A 19,093-nucleotide genomic window follows, 5' to 3' on the forward strand; every position below is an offset into this window, starting at 1 on the left:
CTGTTCCGGGTTCCGGCCTCACGTAGGAATGGTCGTCAAAGCCGAAAAAAAACGCAAGATAGCTTTGAAGTTCAAGACGGGCAGGGGCAGGTAGCCCATACTAAAACAAGCAACCCTCAGTGCTTGCGCAGCTGAGGGTTGCCCATTCACAGATGTGGTGTGATAAGTTATTTTTTCTTGTCAGCCTTAGCCGCTTCTTGTTCGGCTTGGCGCAATGCGCGCGACATGATGACTGATACAATGGTATCGTCAGCGTTATTGAGTACACGTGCATTTTCCAGTTGGATTTCGCCGACGCGGACAGACTTTCCTACCTCCAGGCTTTCCAAGCTCACCTCGATGTATTGAGGTAAGTCTTTCGGAAGTGCTTTTACGCGTAGTTTACGAAGTTTTTGCACCAATTTACCACCCATTTTTACGCCGGGGGAAGTACCGGTAAGCTTGATTGGGATTTCCAGGGCAACTTCTTTTTTATCGTTGAGCTCCAGGAAGTCCACATGGCGCACCTGGTCCGTCAAGGGATGGAATTGTGCGTCCTGAACGACAGCTTCGAACTTTTTGCCCTCAATTTCCAAGTCGATGAAGTGAACATCCGGCGTATAGATTGCCGGCTTCAAATCAGTTGCGGATACGGCAAAGTGGTATTGTTTTTCACCACCGTAGAGCACTGCGGGTACCTTACCAGCGTAGCGCAGCTCCTTCGCATCTCTTTTCCCTACGTTCTTTCTCAAAGAACCGCTAATAGCAATTGATTTCATTTTGAATCTAAAATTATGTTTAAAATTTGAGGCCGCAAAGATATGTAAAAATATTCTATATTTCTATTTTATGTCATTCTACTCTAAAAAGATTACTGATAGACCCGTGTTCATTGACATTCTTAATGGCTTCTGCAAACAGATTGGCCGTGGAAAGCACCTTGATTTTGGGACTGGGCTGCTTCAACGGAATGGTGTCCGTAACAATGAGTTCGGTGAGCGCAGAATTTTCGATTGTTTCATAGGCCTTGCCGGATAAAACAGGATGGGTACACACTGCACGCACGCTCGTGGCGCCGTTTTCCATAATGAGCGAAGCGGCTTTGGATAATGTGCCAGCTGTGTCGCATATGTCATCAATGAGGACAATGTCCTGTCCGGTGACGTCACCGATAATGGACATGGATTCGATTTCATTGGCGCGTTTGCGCTGCTTGTCGCAAATGACCACCTCGGCGTTGAAAAACTTCGCAAATGTGCGCGCACGGTATGATCCGCCCATGTCGGGGGAGGCGATAGTCAGGTTCGGCAGGTTAAGTGACTTGATGTGTGGCACAAAGATAACCGATGCATCCAGGTGGTCTACCGGGATGTCGAAGAAGCCCTGTATCTGGGCGGCATGGAGATCCATGGTCATAATACGGTGTGCACCTGCCGCAGTAATTAGATTGGCAATCATTTTCGCGCCGATAGCTACACGGGGTTTGTCTTTGCGGTCTTGCCGCGCAAAGCCGAAATACGGCACTACGGCAGTGATGTAATGTGCCGAAGCGCGCTTCGCAGCATCGATCATGAGTAACAACTCAAATAGATTGTCCGTAGGTTGATTGGTCGACTGGATGAGAAAGATATCACATCCGCGGACGGATTCATTGTAAAATGGCTGAATTTCGCCGTCGCTGAAGCACGAAACGGTCATCGCACCGAGATCTTTGCCGTAAGCATGAGCGATTTTTTTGGCTAATTCCGTGGAGCCGGAACCGGAAAAAAGCTTTACCGGATTGAATTGCAAAGGCATGGTTCTGTTGTTGTTTTTGGGGTTAGCAAATGGATTGGGATATGGTGATGTTTCACTGTAAGGCTAAGATAAACATTGTTTCCACAACTTTCCTGTTTTTTTCAAAACATTTTATTCATAAGTATACTGCGCCAGTCCATACGGTATGTAGTGTATCGCTGCACAGTTTACGAGATGCCAGTGTGCCATGAAGATTCGATTGCACGTATTAGAATACCTGTTAAAAAATTACGGATTGCCGCAAGACAATCCGTAATTTTTTTTTTTGTTGCCCGACCAGGATTCGAACCTAGACAAACAGAACCAAAATCTGTCGTACTACCATTATACTATCGGGCAATCCGAATCTTATATTACCACCCTTGCGAATGGGACTGCAAATATAGGGCGACAAAACAATTATTGCAAAAATATTTTATTTTTTGCTGCAAGGGCTTGATAGTATGCGTCATGTGTTAAAAAACCAAATATTATGTTTGTGTTACGGTACTATTCTTTATTTTCGGGGCGTGATTTTGTAATGGACCATTCGCACGATATTTTATGAACTACAATAAGATCAATAATATTATCGGTTGGTTATGCGGGTTGATCGCGACCACTGTATACGTTTTGACGGCGGAGCGCACCGCGAGCTTTTGGGATACGGGCGAGTTTATCGCCTCGGCCTATAAGATGCAGATTGTGCACCAGCCGGGAGCCCCGTTGTTCCTGATGCTGCAGAATGTCTTTTCGAATTTGGCGTTTGGCAACCCCGAGCGCATTGCGTTTTGGATGAACGTTGGCTCGGCGGTATCCAGTGGATTGACCATCGTCTTTTTGTTTTGGAGCATTACGGCACTGGCCCGCAAGGTGGTATGGAAGGCAGGGACAGATCTTACGGAAAGTGGTTTAATTCAAATCATGGGAGCCGGTGCGGTAGGTGCGTTGGCTTACACTTTCTCAGATACGTTTTGGTTTTCGGCGGTCGAATCCGAGGTATATGCGATGTCTTCGCTCTGTACAGCGGTGGTCTTCTGGGCGATTTTGAAATGGGAAGCACGTGCTGATGAGCAGGGGTCAGACAAGTGGCTGCTTTTCATCGCTTATATTATGGGGCTATCCATCGGTGTGCATCTCCTGAATTTGCTGGCAATCCCTGCGATCGCTCTGGTCATTTATTTCCGCCGTACGCAACAGGTCACAAGCGGCGGGGCACTTAAGGCATTACTTATCGGCTTTGTCGTGGTAGCCGTCGTATTGTGGGGTATTATCCAATACCTGATCAAGTTTGCGGCTTACTTTGATTTGTTTTTTGTGAATACACTGGGGATGGGTTTCGGGTCCGGCGTGGTGGTATTTGCCCTGCTGCTCATCGGTGGCACCGTTTACGGAATATGGTATTCCATACAGCGAGCAAAACCGTTGCTTAACATTATCCTGCTGTCGTTCGCTTTCATCGTATTCGGTTACAGTTCTTTTGCCATGATTCTTATCCGTGCCAAAGCGAACCCGACGTTGAATAACAGCGACCCCGACAACGCGTTTGCGTTCTTAAGCTACCTCAACCGCGAACAATACGGTGATAATCCGCTTTTTAAGGGGCCTTACTTTGACTCTCGGCCGATAGATGTCAATTACGGAAGTAAAATCTATCGGCAGGGGGCGGAAAAGTATGAGGTGGCCGGCCAAAATTTTGATTACGTTTTTGATCGGGAGACCATCTTCCCGAGGATATATGGCTATCGCGAGCCGTCCCACCAGCAATATTACCGCAGCTACCTCAACTTGGGCGAAAACGAGCAACCCACGTTTGGCGATAACCTGCGCTTTTTCTTCAGCTACCAGGTAGGCCATATGTATGGGCGGTATTTCCTTTGGAATTTCGTGGGCCGGCAGAATGATCAGCAGGGCCATGGTGATCTCACCACGGGCAATTGGATTAGCGGCATCAAGTTTATCGATCAGCTGCATGTGGGTGGACAAGACGCACTGCCGCAATCGCAGCTGACGGATCCTTCATACAATAAATTTTATTTTTTGCCCCTGATTCTGGGATTGATTGGCGCGTTCTGGCACTTCAAACGCCGCCAGCGGGATGCAGGCGTGGTGGGGCTGTTGTTTTTTATGACCGGATTGGCCATCGTCCTGTACCTCAACCAAACGCCCCTGCAACCGCGCGAACGTGATTATGCGTATGCAGGGTCGTTCTATGCATTTGCCATCTGGATTGGCTTGGGTGTCGTGGGGATCAGTGATTGGTTGGTGCGGAAGCTCAATGCCCGTACGGCTGGGCTGGTGGCTACCGTCATCGGCCTGCTGGCTGGCCCGGTGATTTTGGCTAAGGACGGGTGGGATGACCACGATCGCTCCCAGAAGTTCCTGGCGCGCGATATTGCCAAGGATTACTTGGAATCCTGCGCACCGAATGCCATTCTTTTTACATACGGGGATAACGATACGTATCCGTTGTGGTATGCTCAGGAGGTGGAGAACGTGCGGCCGGATGTACGCGTGGTCAACCTCAGCTTATTGAGCGCGGATTGGTACGTGCGGCAGATGAAAGACGAGGTGAATGAAGCGGAGCCGCTACCCATCACCATTCCGGATGAAAAATATGTAAAGGGAGTGCGCGACGTTATCTACTATCAGGACGCGAAAATTCCCGGTGCGGTCGAACTGAAGAATATCGTTGCCCTGATGTTGTCCGACAATCCGAATGATAAACGGCAGATACAGGGCGAGGCGCCTGAGAATTTCCTGCCGACCAAGAACTTGCAGCTTACCATCAACAAAGACGACGTCATCAAACACAACGTTGTCCCCGAACGCTGGCAGGATAGCATCGTTGACGTCCTCCAGTGGACTTACAACCGTAATTATGTATCCCGTGCAGAATTGGCCATCATGGATATCCTGGTAAACAACAATTGGGAACGGCCTATTTATTTTGCGACCACAGTGCCGAGCGAAAATTTCATGGGGTTGGACAAATACTTGGTTTCCGAGGGGTTTGCGCTCCGGCTGATGCCCATTAATATGGTACAGAACTCCTCACAGGGGTTGGTCAATGCAGACGCTGTATATGACCATGCCATGAATAAATATGTATGGGGTAACATGAAGAATTCACCGTACATCGACCCGGAATCGTATCGGATGATTAGCTTGATATTGAACAATATCTACGCGGCACCCGCCGAGGCGCTTATCGCGGAAGGCCGGATAGATGAAGCTAAAAAATTGCTGAACAATGCGCTGGAGACCTTGCCCGAACGAATTTACCGGATCATGGATGCTTACAGCTATTCCTTTATTGTAGACAACTTATATGCGGTGGGGGAGACGGAAAAGGCTAATGCACTGACCGAGCGCAATGTGAAGTATTTGGAGGAACAACTTCGCTACTTCGCCGCCATTGCAGAAACGAAGCCCAACCTGGAAATGCAAAACATTCAGTATAGCATGTTTACGTTGAATAGGTTTGCTGAATCTGCCAAAGAACATGGGCAGGACGATCTGGCTGCGCGTGTTTCCAAAATTTTCGGGCAGTATGAAGCGAGGTTCTTCGGAGGTGGCGTGCCCTCGAATTAGGAGACTGCCATGAACAGGATAGACCGTTTGTTTGGCATCCTAACCCTTTTGCAGTCGCGCCGGTACGTGATGGGCGATCAATTGGCCGATCGGTTTGATATTAGCATCCGTACCGTGTATCGCGATATCAAAGCGCTGAATGAGCAGGGGATACCCGTAGGCTTCGAGCCAAACAAGGGCTATTTCGTCGTAGAGGGATATTTCCTCCGGCCGGTATCGTTCAGCTTGGAGGAGGCCAATGCCCTGTTACTGATGGAAAATCTGCTGACCGGGTTTGCCGATAAATCCATCCGCAAGCATTATTCCAGCGCGCTGAATAAAGTAAAAGCGGTGATGCGCGACTCCCAAAAAGAAAAGCTGGAATACCTGACCAGCAATACGGGGTTTCAACTTCCCAGGGACCTGAAAGGGCATGACTATGAGCACCTGTCCGCCTTGCAGGAGGCGGTCGTCTCCAAGACCATACTGGACATCCGCTATTGCAAGGCGGATGGCGAAGAAAGCGGCAGGCGGATAGAGCCCGTCGGCTTGATATTTTATGCGCTGAACTGGCATGTTATCGGCTGGTGCCACTTGCGCAAGGACTACCGTGACTTCAGGGTCTCACGAATCATAAGCTTGCGTAGCACGGGCCTGCCTTTTCAGAAGACCGATCACCCGTCTGTCAGGGAATTCATGAAGCAGTTGCCTGTGGATTACTGACACCGGCCATGTCGATGTTAAAAAATGTTAAATCGGGCCGTGGTGAGGATAACGTATCTGCTTATCCCTTAATTTTATGCAATTAATAAACGTATTGCATACCGACTAACCGGATAAGCATGAATTACCAAAAGATCAACAATCTCGTCGGCTGGTTATGTGCGGCGACAGCCACAATCACCTATATATTGACCATGGAACCGACAACCAGTTGGTGGGATCCGGGCGAATTCATTGCTGCCGCGTACCGTATGCAGATTGTGCACCAACCGGGGGCGCCGTTGTTCTTGATGCTTCAAAATGTGTTTTCAAACCTTGCATTCGGCGATCCGCAACGCATAGCCTATTGGATGAATTTCGGGTCGGCCTTATCCAGCGGGTTGACCATTGTGTTCTTGTTCTGGACCATCACGGCGCTGGTGCGGAAAATTTGCTGGAAGAACGGTGAACCGCTCACCCCAATGGGGCTGCTTCAGATCATGGGGGCGGGTGTGGTCGGCGCGATGGCGTACACGTTTTCGGACACGTTTTGGTTTTCCGCAGTGGAATCAGAGGTCTATGCCATGTCTTCCCTATGTACGGCGGTCGTCTTTTGGGCCATCCTGAAATGGGAGGCGAGGGCCGATGAGCCGGGGGGCGACCGGTGGCTGGTGTTCATTGCATACATCATGGGACTCTCCATTGGTGTGCACTTGCTCAATTTATTGACCATTCCCGCACTGGCGCTGGTGGTGTATTTCCGCAGGACTTCCAAAGTGACCGCCCGAGGCGTGACGCGTGCGTTATTGATTGGTTGTGCCCTGCTGGCCTTCATTCTTTGGGGAGTGGTTCAATACCTCGTCAAATTCGCTGCGTATACCGACCTCTTCTTTGTAAATACGTTGGGAGCAGGATTCGGAACCGGCGCCGCTGTGTTTGCGCTGTCGTTGGTAGGTGGTATTGCCTATGGCCTGTGGCATACCATGCGCCGTGCAAAACCTATGCTGAACATGGCGTTTGTCTGTTTTAGCTTCATCATTTTTGGGTATAGCTCATTTGCTATGGTGCTTATCAGGGCGAAAGCCAATCCGTCCTTGAACAACAGTCAACCCGATGATGCTTTTTCGTTTTTATGGTACCTGAATCGGGGGCAGTTTGGCAGCGAGCCGTTGCTGAGCGGACCGTACTTTGATGCCAATATCGTCGATGTCAAACAGGGATCCAACACCTACCGTAAGGGTGAGACCAAGTACGAAGTGGCCGGGAAAGCATTGACATACGTATATGATCGCACGACGGTGTTTCCCCGCGTTTACAGCGATCGCGATTTCCATCCGCAGGCGTACCGCGCTTGGCTGGGCCTGGGCGACCAGGAACGGCCGGCATTTGCGGATAACCTTAGGTTTCTAACCACTTACCAGCTCGGTCACATGTATTGGCGGTATTTTATGTGGAATTTTGCCGGGCGGCAGAACGACAGGCAGCCGCTTTTCGAAAACTATACGGAAGGCAACTGGATTAGCGGCATCAGCTTCCTTGATCAGTGGCGGCTTGGCGGCCAAAATGATCTGCCCGAAGCGATGCGGATGGATCCTTCGCGCAATACGTTTTATTTCCTTCCGTTGTTGCTCGGCATTATGGGGTTGGTTTGGCATTTGCGGCGGCATCGGAAAGACATGGCAGTCGTGGGGTTGCTGTTCTTTTTTACAGGCCTTGCTATTGTGCTCTACCTCAATCAGAGCCCGCTGCAGCCCCGTGAACGGGATTATGCTTATGCAGGTTCGTTTTATGCGTTTGCTATATGGATAGGCATGGGGGCGGCAGCGGTGGCAGACCTGCTGAACAGACGATTGAATCGGCACACCGCCGTACCGGTCGCCGTCGGGATCGCATTGTTCGCGGCGCCTATATTGATGGCTGCCGAAGGTTGGGATGATCACGACCGCTCGCAAAAGTTTATGGCCCGGGATATGGCACGCAATTACCTGGAATCCTGCGCGCCGAACGCCATTCTGTTTACTTATATCGATAACGATTCGTACCCCCTTTGGTACTTGCAGGAGGTGGAGGGCATAAGGCCGGATGTCCGTGTCGTAAATTTAAGCTTGTTGGGGATGGACTGGCAGGTGCGGCAGATGAAGAAGCCGATTAATGACGCCGGGGCACTGCCCATTTCCATGGAGGACCGCCAGTTTGTAAAAGGGCAACGCGATGTGCTTTATTATCACGATTATGGTATCCAGGATTCGGTGGAGCTGGAAACACTGCTGGCCCTGCTGCTATCCGATAACCCGTCAGACCAACTGGAATATTCAAACGGTACACGACGTAATTTTCTCCCGACCAAACGGTTTAAGCTGACGGTGGATAAAGATCAGGTAATTGAAAACCAGGTAGTGCCTGCGAAGTGGTACGGGGATATCGTAGATACCATGATCTGGAATTATAACCAGGATATCGTGACCCGTGCAGAGCTGGCAATGATGGACGTCCTCGTGCATAATGAGTGGAAACGCCCCATATACTTTGCGTTTTCGGTGCCTGAACGTCAACGGCTCGGACTTGACGACTACCTGGTGTCCGAAGGGTTTGCCTTAAGGCTGATGCCGGTAAACGCACGAGCGGAAGGTAAAGACGGTAAGCGGTTGGTCAATACGGAGGCCACTTATGAAAACATTATGCAGCAATATGCCTGGGGCAACATGAAAGAAACGCCACACCTTGATCCCACTTCCTATGCGCTCGTGGGCCAATCGATGAAGGTGTTTTCAGATACAGCCGAGATGCTGATAGCGGAAGGAAAGAAAGATGCCGCACATGATGTAGTAAACCGTGCGGTGGAGGTGCTGCCCGAGCGGATCCATCTGGTGGAGCTCGCCGCGCGTTACCCCGTATTGACAGATCAGCTGTATGAGGTGGGAGAAACGGCTAAAGCCAATGAATTGCTAGATCGGAATGTGGCTTTTTTGGATGAGCAGCTGGCTTATTACGCGGCCATCGCAGCGACCAAGCCCAATATCGAGGGCATGGCCATACGCGATAGCCTGGTTGCATTGCAACAATTTGCATTTGTGGCAGCGGCGCGCGGACAGCAAAAGCAGCGTCAGGCGGCTATGGCTGTGTTTGACCGGTATCGGCAAGTGTTTTTTGACAAGGGTTAGGGGCGGTTAACGAAAGGAATACGATGAAGTGGTTATTAGGCATCATCAGTAGCTGTGCCGTGGTGCTATCTGCATACGGACAAGGGGCACAAATCGCGATGTTGGAAGGGGGTAAGCCAACCAGTATCCGCGGGCTTTCAGTACTCGACGATTCGGTAGCTTGGGTAAGCGGGAGCGCTGGTTGGGTAAGCCGTACGACGGATGGCGGACGAACATGGCGCTGGCAACAGGTAGCCGGCCATGAAGCGACAGACTTCCGTGATATTGAGGTGTTTTCGGGCCTTGAGGCAATTATTATCAGCGCTGGATCGCCCTTAGTGATACTCCGCACTACTGATGGGGGCACGACCTGGCAGGAAACCTACCGGGATGAGCGGCACGAAATTTTTTTTGACGGCATGGATTTCTGGGACAACGGGAGGGGGCTGGCCTACGGTGATCCGATTGACGGCGTTATGCAACTGCTGGCAACCGAAGACCGGGGAAAGACATGGCAAGACATCAGTGAACAGGCCGACGTCCGTCTGGGCGATGGTGAAGCCGGGTTTGCTGCCAGCGGGACCGGCATCCGTACCTTGTCGGCAGGGCATGCGTTTATCGGCACAGGGGGCAGCCACGCCCGGCTTTTGCATTCAGCAGACCATGGGAATACGTGGCGGGCCTATGGTTGCCCGATTATCCAGGGCAGCGCTTCCACCGGAATATTCTCCGTGGCCTTCCGGGATGAAAGGCACGGTGTCGTGGTTGGCGGTGACTATCAGGCAGATCGGAGCACGGACAGTGTCGTATTCGTGACTGCCGACGGTGGTGCTACATGGCAACAGCCGACGGTGGGTACCCATGGTTTCCGTTCGGCAGCCGAGTATGTAGGTGCGCGTGATTTAGTGGCCGTTGGTACATCGGGTGTGGATATTTCGTCGGATGGCGGGATGACGTGGAATGCCGTTTCAAAGGAGAGTTTCCATGTGGTGCGGCAAGCCAAAGCCGGTACCTGGGTGGTCCTGGCTGGGGCAAATGGGCGGATAGCCTCCTTACAGATGAATTTTTAGGAGTCAAACAATTGTCGTATGTTTGCATGACAAAAGGCGTAATCATGAAAGCTATCCAATACGACAAGCCGCAATCGTCGGCCATAAGCGCTCGACTAGCTACGGAGCCGGCGGCTATGTATTTGTCTTCTGTGGAGCTCGGTTTGTTTCCGATATCCCAATTTGAATCCCTTAGCGAGAAGTTGCCTTTCACGCAGCAGGAATGGGCGGGCATTCTCCACATTAGCGAGCGTACGTTGCAGCGCTACCTTAAGGATCAGAAACCATTCGAAGGGTTACATGCCGAGCATCTTCATCAGCTGGCTGCGTTGGCCAATACAGGCTTGTCGGTTTTTGACAATGTAAAGGCTTTTGAAGCCTGGCTTCGTATGCCGAAGTCCATCCTTGGCAAGGATATTGGATTCGAGGCGCTACAGTCTTTTGGTGGGGTTCAGCTTATTGCCGATGAGCTGGGCCGGATGATTTATGGTGTTTACAGTTGAGCATGAAGGTGTACCGGTTGGCTGCCCGAAATTACATCATGGACATGGCAGGTGTGGGAGCCCGATTGTACGGCGGTCGCTGGAATCCAAAAGGCCTGGCCTGTCTGTATACCAGCGAACATATTTCGCTCGCTTTGTTGGAGAAATTTGTACATGCCCGGGGGAGGGAAAATATGACGGAATTGATGCTTTTGCAAATTGAAATACCGGAAGCTGCGGGCCGGATTTACCATGCCGATAGTTCGCGCTTGGTGGATGATTGGCCGGATAACGTTGGTTATTCGCAGTGGTTAGGCGCACAGATCCTCAACGAACCTTCCATTGTGGCCTTCTCCGTGCCGTCGGTAATTGTTCCATCTGAGCGCAATGTCATTATCAATACACAGGCCGTGAATTTCAATGCCCTGAGATTTTCCAAACCTGAAGTTTTTACGATGGATTCGAGGCTGTTGGATAGGCTGTGAAGGCGGAAAAATATTGTACGGGGACATGGTAAGTCAAAAAAATGTAGTAGGTTTGTGCCGTATTCCGTGCCGATTTGAAAGTCAGTTTCGACTGAGGCCTGATAGGTCAGTGCCCGACGGAAAAGGCGATGAAATGCAGGTTCCATCTGGCCAAAGGAAAACTCAGCGTAGCGATCTCATTGATGCCACTGAAGAACATACAATCAATCAATAATTGTTTTTGATGAAACAATCTATATTATTGGAAGGTCAGAAATTCCAGATTACTATTCAGCGACTGTGTCATCAACTGATAGAGAATCATACCGACTTCTCCAATTCGGTGATTATTGGTATTCAGCCCCGGGGTATCTATCTTGGAAGGCGGATTGTAGAGGAACTGAAAGAGATAGAAGGCGTATCGGCCATTGCTTACGGTGAGTTGGATATCACCTTTTTTCGCGACGATTTCCGAAGAAAAGACAGTGGGCCGCTGGTGCCGAGCAGCACACATATTGATTTCATTGTAGAGGGCAAGAAGGTCATCCTTATGGATGACGTGCTGTGGACCGGAAGGACCATCCGCGCGGCGATGGATGCACTGCAAGCGTTCGGACGTCCTGCCAAGATAGAATTGTTAGTCCTGGTGGATCGTCGTTTTTCACGGCAATTGCCCATCGAGCCCGATTACATCGGCATTCAGGTGGATTCCATAGATTCACAACGGGTAACCGTGGGGTGGAAAGAAGTGGATACGCACGATAGGATTACATTACTGACAGAAGAAGAAAGTTAAGACCATCGTTTTTTGCAATCAATGACAACATCAAGGCAACTCAGCACGCGTCACCTTTTAGGTATTAAAGACCTTAACGAGGACGATATTCAGCTTATTTTCGAGACAGCTGACAATTTCAAGGACGTGCTGAACCGTCCGATAAAAAAGGTCCCTTCGTTGCGTGATATCACGATAGCCAATGTCTTTTTTGAAAACTCTACCCGTACGCGGCTTTCGTTTGAGTTGGCGGAAAAGCGGCTATCTGCGGACACCATCAACTTTGCGGCTTCTTCGTCCTCGGTGAGCAAAGGAGAGACGCTCATCGATACCGTAAACAACATCTTGGCCATGAAGGTGGATATGATTGTCATGCGGCATCCGTACCCCGGGGCGGGGATTTTTTTGAGTAAACATGTAAAGGCACAGATCGTCAATGCGGGTGACGGCGCGCATGAGCATCCTACCCAAGCTTTATTGGATGCGTTCTCTATCCGCGAACGTTATGGGGATGTAGCCGGGAAGAAAGTCGCTATTATTGGCGATATCTTGCATTCTAGGGTCGCGTTGTCGAATATCCTATGCCTCCGCCAACTGGGTGCGGAGGTAATGGTGTGCGGCCCCACGACCTTAATACCCAAATATATCAGTTCGCTCGGGGTAAAGGTTGAGTATAACTTAGTCAATGCACTCAACTGGTGCGATGTAGCTAATATGCTGCGTATCCAATTGGAAAGGCAGGATATTGCCTATTTCCCGTCCCTACGGGAATATGCCATGCTTTACGGGTTGAATAAGCAATTGCTCGATTCACTCGACAAAGAGATAACGATCATGCACCCCGGACCGATAAACCGTGGCGTGGAGATCACCAGTGATGTGGCCGACAGCCATCATTCGATTATCCTGGACCAGGTGGAAAATGGTGTGGCTGTACGGATGGCCGTATTGTATTTGCTTGCGGGTACACGCGGATAAGGTGCTTTAGCGGGGCAATGTTATTAACATTTGTGGACAACTTTTGAGGAAAACGTCATGGTTTCCCCGTAATTTAGGGGGTTGGATTGGCGTTGAGTGTATTTTATGGCCCCAACTTTGTGTGGAAATCGAGGAAAACGAAAATAGATTAATTTGAAGCATGTGTAATCGGATTTATCAGTTAGGTTTACTATTAAGTTTAGCAGCATCACCTGCATTAGCGCAGCAAAGCGCATGGCAGGAAGTCAACCAGGCATACAAAACCGGTATGGAGTTGTACGAAAAAGGGAAGTACGCCGCAGCTGCAAAGCACTTCGATAAAGTGGAAGCGATCCGGATAAATTCGACCTTGCAGGAAGATGAACATGCCGAGCTGACCCTGCTGAAAGAAAATGTCCGTTTTTATCAGGCTATCTGCGCGCTTGAACTGGAAGAGTCTGACGCCGAGAGCCGCTTCCTTCGTTATATCAAGGATTACCCAGCCAGTGCAAATGCTAAGGCTGCGTACTTCCAGGTGGGTCGATCCTATTTCGCGAAGAAAGATTACAAAAAAACGCTGGAATGGTTTAACAGGCTGGATAGCCGCAATTTAGCGGGGCGCGAAAATAAGGAATTCCGGTATAAACAGGCCTACTCCTTTTTCATGACAGATGATTATGCCTCGGCAAAGCCGATTTTCCAGCAGCTTAAAGATGAGGGAGGAGTTTACCAGGAAGCATCCATTTACTATTACGCCTACCTGTGCTACCTGGACAGGGAGTTTAAAGTTGCCCTGGCTGAATTTGAGAAGTTGAAAGGTTCGAAGACCTATGAGGCGACCTATCCTTATTACATCACGGCCCTGTACTATCTTGATCACCGGTATGATGATGTGTTGGACTATGCGCTGCCGATATTGGAGACCACCAAGCAAGCGCATGAAACGGATATGTTTCGTATCATAGCCGCGACCTACTTTGCAAAGAACGATTTTGAGCGGGCCAAGGAATACTATGACAGGTTCCAATTGGCCGATCAGGGCAAGACCCAGAATAACCAGGATAGCTACCAGATTGGTTATATCGCTTACAAAAATGGCGACTATGAAAAAGCCATTGCCGAATTGGAGAAAATGGAGGAACCTGATGCGTATTACCAAAGTGCAATGATTGCGCTCGGCGATGCCTTCCTGAAGGTGGGCAACAAACAGAGTGCCCGTAATGCATTTTTCAAGGCCTCCAAGCTGGACTTTGACCCGGCGCTGAAGGAAGAAGGGCTCTTTAACTATGCGAAGCTATCGTACGAACTCGAGTTTCACCAAGTGGCATTGGAGGCCGCAAAGGAATATTTGGACACCTATCCAAACAGCAAGCGGCTGGAGGAAGCCAAAACGCTTTATGCGGAGACACTGTTGGGCACCAACAACTACCGGGCAGCGGTGGATATCCTGGAATCGATCAAAAACCGTGGTCGAGAAGCCGATGCCGCCTATCAGAAAGTTACTTACTACCGGGGATTGGAGTTTTACAACGAGCGGGCATTCGAAAACAGTATCTCGTTGTTTATGCGATCGGAGCAATATTCTATCGATCCGGAAATCGCTGCGTTAGCGACGTACTGGAAAGCCGAGGCGATGTACGAAGTGCGTAAATATGGCGAAGCTGTACAGAATTTTTCACGTTTCCTGCGCATGCCTGCCGCGCGCAATACCGACGTTTATGCCTACGCAAACTATGCGCTGGCTTATGCCGCGTTCCGGAACAACAGCTTTAATACCGCCGCCAATTATTTTGAGCGTTTTCTGTCTACTGGGGGCAACGCCATAGAGCCCAACGTACGTAACGACGCCATTGCACGGCTGGGCGACTCGTACTTCTCGATGCGCAATTACGGCAGGGCCATGCAATACTACGATCGGCTGATCAATAGCAAAGCGTCCAGCCAGGATTATGCGTTGTTTCAACGGGGCATCATTCAAGGCCTGCAAGGCAATAACGATGCGAAGCTCAGTACGCTGCGATCGGTCGTGGAGCGGTTCCCCAACTCGAACTATGCAGACGACGTAGCGTTTGAAATCCCCTACACTTATTTCACCATGGGTGATTACGATACCGCTATTGACGGGCTGCAGCAAATGATTGAGAAATATCCGCGCAGCAGTTACGCTCCGCGGGCATTGATGACGATCGGCCTTGTCCAGTATAATAAGGATGACACTGAGGCGGCGATGGCGACATTTAGAAGGGTCGTGGAGGAACATTCCACAACCGACGAGGCCCGGCAGGCGCTGCGGTCTATTGAAAACATTTACCTGGACAGGGGCGATGCTTCGGGGTATATCAACTACGCCACGAGCACGAATATTGGCGACCTGTCTACCGCCGAGCAGGATAACCTGGCATTCCAAGCGGCCCATACCTTGTTTGCACGCGGAGAATACCAGGCCGCGGTGGAGGCTATCAATGCGTATTTTGATAAATTCCCCAAGCCGATACAGGAAAAACATGCCCGCTATATCCGAGGTGTGAGCCTTTACCGGACCGGTCACCCTAAGGAAGCATTGCACGATCTGAACATCATCCTCAACGATTGGACCAGCCAGTATACTGAGAATACCTTGCTTACGGTATCGGAGCTTTACCTTGGTTTGGGGCAGTACAACGAAGCAATTGTGCACCTTAAGAAATTGGAACTTACGTCTGAATACAAGGCCAACTACGGGTATGCCGTAAATAACCTCTTGGTTTGCTACTATGAGATCGGCGATATGGAACAGGTCATCAAGTATGCCAAGCTGATCAAGGATTATGATCGCTCGTCTGAAGAAGATATTGCGAAAGCGCACCTGTATACGGCCAGGGCCCTCCTGCGCCAAGGAGATACCCAAAATTCGATGAAAGAATTGAACCTTGCAGCCCTAAAAAGCCAGACTGTGGTGGGCGCCGAGGCGCGCTATCGGGTTGGCCAGCTGCAATACGAGGCCAAGGACTATGACAAAGCTATCGAATCTGCTTTCGAGGTGATTAACAATATGGCATCACATGATTATTGGGTAGCCAAGAGCTTTATTCTACTGGCTGACGCGTATGCGGGGAAAGGTGATGATTTTCAGGCAAAGAGCACGTTGGAGAGTGTGATTGAAAATTATGAAGGTGAGGATGACGTGATACCTTCTGCAAAAGAGCGTCTACAAAAATTGAATAATAAGTAACGGGAATTTAATAACTTATGATCTTTCATACATCAATGCGCTACAGGTATTTGCTTACAGGGATTTTTTCGGGCATGATCATGATGGGGTACGCCCAGGAAGAGCAGAAGGACGAAAGACCTGCTACTATTGATTCGATTGATGTCGTACGCGATTACCGTCCGATATTGGCGGACGCCGTGAAAATACGGCGCAGCCCTGATATGACCAATAAACGGCAATACCAGCCAAAGCTGACTTATCACATCCTGGATAGAAAGCTGGATATCAACACAGGTACCAAACAGCTTACCATCCAGGAGATGCCTTTTACGAGGACACAAGCGCTGACCAACAATTACGTGAAGGTCGGCGCCGGTAATCTGGGTTCGATATTGGGAGAAGTCTATTTGAGTTCAGACTATTATGTAGATACGCGGTTGGGCGGCTATGTAAAGCACTTAAGCCAACAAGGAAGCTACGAAGAGCAAAAGTTTTCGTCACAACAAGTGGGCGTGTTTGGCCGGACGATACTTGGTCCTATCACCCTGGACGGTGAAATTGGCTACAATCGGTACGGAACGCGGTTTTACGGTCTGGTCGGCGATACCGATGGCACGAATTTGAACCTCAACCCAGCCAAGCAGGCGTTCAATGATATTTATTTTACCGGTGAATTGACCAGCAATTACGATGAGCAAGCAACGGACGCACTTTCTTATTCGCTCAAGGCAGATGCATACAGTTACAGCAATGCCTATGAAACCAAAGAAAGTGCTTTTGCCTTGTCAGGTTATGTGAATAAACAGCTTAATGTATTCAATGTCGGAGCAAACATTTCCGGAGATTTTACCTCGGTAAAAGACGCTTCGTATGACTTGGGCAACCATATCGCCCGGATAAATCCTTACATACGTTTTCAGGGTTCGAACTACAACATTACGTTGGGCGCTAACTTTGTGTCTGAATTTGGCGATTCTTCGCGGACCAACATCTTTCCTTCAGCAGAAATCGATTTTGCACTAATCCCGCAATATGCGCACCTTTTTGGTGGGATCAACGGTGACGTGAATAAGACATCGGTCAAAGAACTGACCAAGGAAAACCCTTGGCTGGGCGCATTGGGGGGGACAAACTATATACGCAATTCGGTGGATCGCATGCAAATATTCGGCGGTATTAAGGGGAATGCAGGCGCGACCTTCGGCTATAAAGTAAAAGCGTTCTACCGCCGTATAGAAGGCATGCCATTTTATGCGGTCGCTCCGGATAGACCTTACGAATTTGGCCTGCTCTATGAGGATGGCGAAAATGCCAGCACCATTATCGGACTGGAAGGCGAGCTCAATGTACGTGTGTCGGAGGTCGTAACGATCGGGGGCAGATTGAATTTCAATGAGTTCGACCTGCAACGCGAGGAAGAGGCCTGGTATATGCCCAAAATGCGCTTGGCGGCTAACGCCCGGTTCAATATCAGCGATAAGCTATATATCGACGGCGAGTTGCTGTTCCAAGGGCAAACGTATGGCTTGGTACGAGATGCGAATATTGATTTATCGGAGTATTCCATCACCGAGTTGGGTGGTACAGGTGCCCGTAAAACCACCATCCCGTCGTTTGCCGATCTAAGTGCTGGCGCGGAATACCGGGTGACCGACCAGATAGGCGTTTATCTGCGGATGAACAATATGCTGGGTACCCATTATGAACGGTATCTGTTTTACCCGAGGTTGGGATTGAATGTCATCGGTGGTGTAAACTTTTCGTTTTAATGGCTAGCACTTAGCGTTAGAGGCTGTTTTTGTAACTTGCATATAAACGGCAAGTTAGCTAAGTTTGCGGGTCGAGCGTCGGCAGTTATGACGTGGTAAGTAAAGGGAATCATATCGTATGAATTTGGGTCTGTGTATAGTGAATTTGTTAAGGCGATACCCAGCAGTGGATGTGCCGGAGATCGGTGTGTTTAAGGTAACGCATGTAGCTGCGTCGTACGATGAAAAGCAGTCGGCCTACCTTCCGCCTACGAGCTATATTGAGTTGATAGAAAGCGATGCGGAAGCGTTTCCAATCATCGCTTACCTGCAAAGGCAACGTCATGTGGATGAGCAGACAGCCAAGCGTATACTGGATAAGGCAGTTGCGCAGGTTATGGAATCCATCAGTCGCCATGGCCAGGCGCTATTGACGGGGCTGGGCTATTTATTTGCTGATGGTGCTTCCTTGCTATTCAAGCCTTACGACATGGAGGGCTTCGGTCTGAAGCCCATCAAGGAGCCCGCCCTTGTACAGAAACAGCCGTCCGTTGCAGTCGCTACGGCGGAGCCGAATGAACAAAAGGTGGTGCCAGCGCCGGTTGCTGAAACCAACGGGGCGGTCACCGAGCGAGAGGAAGCAACCGATGAGGTGTCAATAAGCGGAAAGCGGCGCTCGCGCTGGCTGGTTGCAGCGGTGCTTACCGCTGTGCTGTTGTCCACAGCTGTCGGGTTGGCGTGGTATTTCAAGCCAGCTTGGTTTGAGCGGGCAAAGTTGGCCGCGATTTTTGGGCAACGGGGAAGCGATGCTGCCCATAAGGAGGATAGCGATCCGTCAGACCAGCCTACTCAACTGCATGTTGTTACCGCCGATACGTCCGAGTTAGACACGGCATTGGCCGCCATGTCTGCGGATAGTATCCTAGCAGATAGTGTGGCACATCCGGGGAACGGCATGGTTGCAAAACCATCGGTCACTTATGAAATTATTGTCGGCTCGTTTGCCACAATGGCGCAAGCTAATAAATATGTCGCGCAGATGAAAGCCAAAGGCTATGATCTTTACGCCATCGAGAGCCGGATGCCGGGCAACCGGAAAAAGATAAGCTGGGGATCTTTCGCGACCGAAGAAGAAGCGTACCGTGAGTTGGCGAGGGTACAAAAGACGTTCGAACCGGGTGCTTGGATAGCGAAAATAGAACACGGCGAGGAAAAATAATAAGGAGATAAGTAATAAAAATTTAATAAGCAGATT

Annotated in this window: 13 protein-coding genes and 1 tRNA gene; 11 read left to right on the forward strand and 3 right to left on the reverse strand. The window is 49.9% G+C overall.

The window, feature by feature from the left end; translation table 11 throughout:
- Positions 1–167: 167 nt before the first annotated feature.
- The 3 genes from JHJ32_RS03550 to JHJ32_RS03560 form a co-directional block, all read right to left on the reverse strand.
- Positions 168–758 (reverse strand): 50S ribosomal protein L25/general stress protein Ctc, encoded by a 591-nt coding sequence (locus JHJ32_RS03550; RefSeq protein ID WP_079716764.1) that lies wholly within the window; start codon positions 756–758, stop codon positions 168–170.
- 73 nt (positions 759–831) lie between these two features.
- The gene (locus JHJ32_RS03555) at positions 832–1,776 is read right to left on the reverse strand and encodes a ribose-phosphate pyrophosphokinase (protein ID WP_079716763.1); all 945 of its coding nucleotides are present in this window, start codon (positions 1,774–1,776) and stop codon (positions 832–834) included.
- A gap of 268 nt (positions 1,777–2,044) precedes the next feature.
- Positions 2,045–2,115: transfer RNA gene (locus JHJ32_RS03560), tRNA-Gln, on the reverse strand.
- Positions 2,116–2,319: 204 nt separating this feature from the next.
- Between JHJ32_RS03560 and JHJ32_RS03565 the strand changes: the two genes are divergently transcribed.
- The 11 genes from JHJ32_RS03565 (at position 2,320) to JHJ32_RS03615 (ending at position 19,057) form a co-directional block, all read left to right on the forward strand.
- A complete protein-coding gene (locus tag JHJ32_RS03565) occupies positions 2,320–5,349 on the forward strand; it encodes a DUF2723 domain-containing protein (protein ID WP_200119896.1) in 3,030 nt (1,009 codons plus the stop codon).
- A 9-nt stretch (positions 5,350–5,358) separates the two neighbouring features.
- The gene (locus JHJ32_RS03570; RefSeq protein WP_200119897.1) at positions 5,359–6,051 is read left to right on the forward strand and encodes a YafY family protein; all 693 of its coding nucleotides are present in this window, start codon (positions 5,359–5,361) and stop codon (positions 6,049–6,051) included.
- Positions 6,052–6,170: 119 nt separating this feature from the next.
- Entirely contained in the window at positions 6,171–9,191 is a 3,021-nt protein-coding gene (locus JHJ32_RS03575) for a DUF2723 domain-containing protein (RefSeq protein WP_200119898.1), read from the forward strand.
- A gap of 23 nt (positions 9,192–9,214) precedes the next feature.
- Positions 9,215–10,240: a YCF48-related protein gene (locus JHJ32_RS03580; RefSeq protein ID WP_200119899.1), complete on the forward strand. Its 1,026-nt coding sequence runs from the start codon at positions 9,215–9,217 to the stop codon at positions 10,238–10,240.
- A gap of 44 nt (positions 10,241–10,284) precedes the next feature.
- On the forward strand, positions 10,285–10,722 hold the full coding sequence (locus JHJ32_RS03585) for an antitoxin Xre-like helix-turn-helix domain-containing protein (protein ID WP_176146158.1): 438 nt from the start codon (positions 10,285–10,287) through the stop codon (positions 10,720–10,722).
- Between the two features lie 2 nt (positions 10,723–10,724).
- Positions 10,725–11,186 carry an RES family NAD+ phosphorylase gene (locus tag JHJ32_RS03590; RefSeq protein ID WP_079716757.1) on the forward strand — a complete coding sequence of 154 codons (462 nt, stop codon included), beginning with the start codon at positions 10,725–10,727 and terminating at the stop codon, positions 11,184–11,186.
- A gap of 223 nt (positions 11,187–11,409) precedes the next feature.
- Positions 11,410–11,961 (forward strand): bifunctional pyr operon transcriptional regulator/uracil phosphoribosyltransferase PyrR, encoded by a 552-nt coding sequence (gene pyrR / locus JHJ32_RS03595; protein WP_200119900.1) that lies wholly within the window; start codon positions 11,410–11,412, stop codon positions 11,959–11,961.
- Between the two features lie 21 nt (positions 11,962–11,982).
- Positions 11,983–12,918, forward strand: coding sequence for an aspartate carbamoyltransferase catalytic subunit (locus tag JHJ32_RS03600; RefSeq protein WP_079716755.1), 936 nt, complete (start codon positions 11,983–11,985; stop codon positions 12,916–12,918).
- A gap of 160 nt (positions 12,919–13,078) precedes the next feature.
- Entirely contained in the window at positions 13,079–16,108 is a 3,030-nt protein-coding gene (locus JHJ32_RS03605) for a tetratricopeptide repeat protein (RefSeq protein ID WP_200119901.1), read from the forward strand.
- 17 nt (positions 16,109–16,125) lie between these two features.
- Positions 16,126–17,859 carry a hypothetical protein gene (locus JHJ32_RS03610; RefSeq protein WP_200119902.1) on the forward strand — a complete coding sequence of 578 codons (1,734 nt, stop codon included), beginning with the start codon at positions 16,126–16,128 and terminating at the stop codon, positions 17,857–17,859.
- Between the two features lie 139 nt (positions 17,860–17,998).
- The gene (locus tag JHJ32_RS03615) at positions 17,999–19,057 is read left to right on the forward strand and encodes an SPOR domain-containing protein (RefSeq protein ID WP_200119903.1); all 1,059 of its coding nucleotides are present in this window, start codon (positions 17,999–18,001) and stop codon (positions 19,055–19,057) included.
- Positions 19,058–19,093: the final 36 nt, after the last annotated feature.

It is taken from the genome of Parapedobacter sp. ISTM3 (genome assembly GCF_016533505.1).
Classification (GTDB): Bacteria; Bacteroidota; Bacteroidia; order Sphingobacteriales; family Sphingobacteriaceae; genus Parapedobacter; species Parapedobacter luteus.

What these genes read in the sequence shown, in the direction of transcription:
- JHJ32_RS03550 (WP_079716764.1), bottom strand. Translation starts at nt 758, where the DNA reads ATGAAATCAATTGCTATTAGCGGTTCTTTGAGAAAGAACGTAGGGAAA.
- JHJ32_RS03555 (WP_079716763.1), bottom strand. Translation starts at nt 1,776, where the DNA reads ATGCCTTTGCAATTCAATCCGGTAAAGCTTTTTTCCGGTTCCGGCTCC.
- JHJ32_RS03565 (WP_200119896.1), top strand. Translation starts at nt 2,320, where the DNA reads ATGAACTACAATAAGATCAATAATATTATCGGTTGGTTATGCGGGTTG.
- JHJ32_RS03570 (WP_200119897.1), top strand. Translation starts at nt 5,359, where the DNA reads ATGAACAGGATAGACCGTTTGTTTGGCATCCTAACCCTTTTGCAGTCG.
- JHJ32_RS03575 (WP_200119898.1), top strand. Translation starts at nt 6,171, where the DNA reads ATGAATTACCAAAAGATCAACAATCTCGTCGGCTGGTTATGTGCGGCG.
- JHJ32_RS03580 (WP_200119899.1), top strand. Translation starts at nt 9,215, where the DNA reads ATGAAGTGGTTATTAGGCATCATCAGTAGCTGTGCCGTGGTGCTATCT.
- JHJ32_RS03585 (WP_176146158.1), top strand. Translation starts at nt 10,285, where the DNA reads ATGAAAGCTATCCAATACGACAAGCCGCAATCGTCGGCCATAAGCGCT.
- JHJ32_RS03590 (WP_079716757.1), top strand. Translation starts at nt 10,725, where the DNA reads ATGAAGGTGTACCGGTTGGCTGCCCGAAATTACATCATGGACATGGCA.
- pyrR (WP_200119900.1), top strand. Translation starts at nt 11,410, where the DNA reads ATGAAACAATCTATATTATTGGAAGGTCAGAAATTCCAGATTACTATT.
- JHJ32_RS03600 (WP_079716755.1), top strand. Translation starts at nt 11,983, where the DNA reads ATGACAACATCAAGGCAACTCAGCACGCGTCACCTTTTAGGTATTAAA.
- JHJ32_RS03605 (WP_200119901.1), top strand. Translation starts at nt 13,079, where the DNA reads ATGTGTAATCGGATTTATCAGTTAGGTTTACTATTAAGTTTAGCAGCA.
- JHJ32_RS03610 (WP_200119902.1), top strand. Translation starts at nt 16,126, where the DNA reads ATGATCTTTCATACATCAATGCGCTACAGGTATTTGCTTACAGGGATT.